The organism is Streptomyces sp. NPDC036815, from assembly GCF_055609205.1.
On sequence record NZ_JBVJPW010000051.1, the window covers coordinates 1 to 1,334 of the forward strand.

Sequence of the window (1,334 nt, forward strand, 5' to 3'; positions counted from 1 at the left end):
CCAGGGTGCCCGTCAGGGTCTCCGAACGCCGCGGCGTGCTCGCGCCGCCCGCGGGCGCGGTCCGGGTCCCGTTCGGCTGGGCCAGGTCAGACATGCATCCGTCCTTCGATCGTGACGACGCCGTGGCCCGAGACGTCGACGGAGTCGACCCGGTCGCCCTCGCCGTGGACCAGCGCGCTCATGGGGGAGGGGCGGCCGATCTCGATGCCCTGGGTGATCTCGATGCGCTGCCCGTACGAGGCGAGGCCGTGGCGGGCGATGTGGATGGCGATGGGTCCGGCGACGGAGCCCGTGGCGGCGTCCTCCACGACCCCGTACGCGGGCGAGAACATGCGGTTCTGCCAGACGGTCCCGGAGCCCGCGATGCAGTTCGTCGCCATGTCGGGGAAGCTCGCGAGCGCGCGGTGGTCGGGGTCCACCTTCGACAGGGCCTCGAAGCTCTCGAAGCCGACGAGGACATGGCGCGGGCCGTTGCGGTAGATCTCCACCGGGAGCGTCGACTCGCGGACGCCCAGCGCCTCCAGGAGCTCGTCGGCACGGTCGAAGGGCTCCCACACGGGCACCGGCTGGCGCATGCTCGTCGAGACGACCTTCCCGCCGACGCGCTGCAGCTCGAAGGGGATCACGCCCATGGCGGTCTCGATCCGCAGCTGGTCGGCGTCGGTGCGCTGCCCCAGGGCTATGGCGGTGCCGAGCAACGGGTGCCCCGCGAAGGGCAGTTCGTTGACGGGCGTGAAGATCCGTACGTGTACGTCTCCGCCCTGCTTCGGGCCGAGCACGAACGTCGTCTCCGAGAGGTTCATCTCCCGGGCGATGCGCTGCATCTGCTCGGCGCTCAGGTCGTCGCTGTCGAAGAACACCGCCACCGGGTTTCCGGTGAGGGGCTCTCGAGCGAAGGCGTCGACGACTACGTAGTTGTGCATCGTGTTCTGTTCTCCCACTCGTCTCTGGTGGTGCCTGTGCCGCCGTGACCTGCCGGACGCGGGACGGGGGGCCGGGCCGGCGCTCGGGGGAGGGCGCCGGCCCGGCGGTCCATCGGGGCGGTGGTTCCGGGGGCCGGGCAGGTCGGGCGGATGCGCGGGGCGGGGGCCGGACTGCGCTGTCCGGCCGGGTCGCTGCCCACGATGCGCCGTCCTTCTTTGGTCAGGACGGATTCCGACTGGAATCGCCCCGGAACCACCTGGAAACCACCAGGTCACACGCCCTTTCGGCGGCGAAAGGGCGGTACGGAGCGGGTGGTCAGGCGGGCCAGGCGGAGACGGTGGTCAGGGCCTGGGTGGGGTTGAGGCGGGGGTCGCAGCAGGAGGTGTAGCGCTCGCCCACGGTGTCCAGGT

1 protein-coding gene is annotated in these 1,334 nt (G+C 71.5%); it reads right to left on the reverse strand.

What is annotated here, in order from left to right; all coding sequences use genetic code 11:
• Nucleotides 1-86: 86 nt before the first annotated feature.
• Complete coding sequence (locus tag ACZ69I_RS38980) at nt 87-923, reverse strand: PhzF family phenazine biosynthesis isomerase (protein ID WP_467682992.1); 837 nt, start codon at nt 921-923, stop codon at nt 87-89.
• Nucleotides 924-1,334: the final 411 nt, after the last annotated feature.

Excerpts from the sequence above, each read along its gene's own strand:
- ACZ69I_RS38980 (WP_467682992.1), bottom strand. The coding sequence starts at position 923 with ATGCACAACTACGTAGTCGTCGACGCCTTCGCTCGAGAGCCCCTCACC.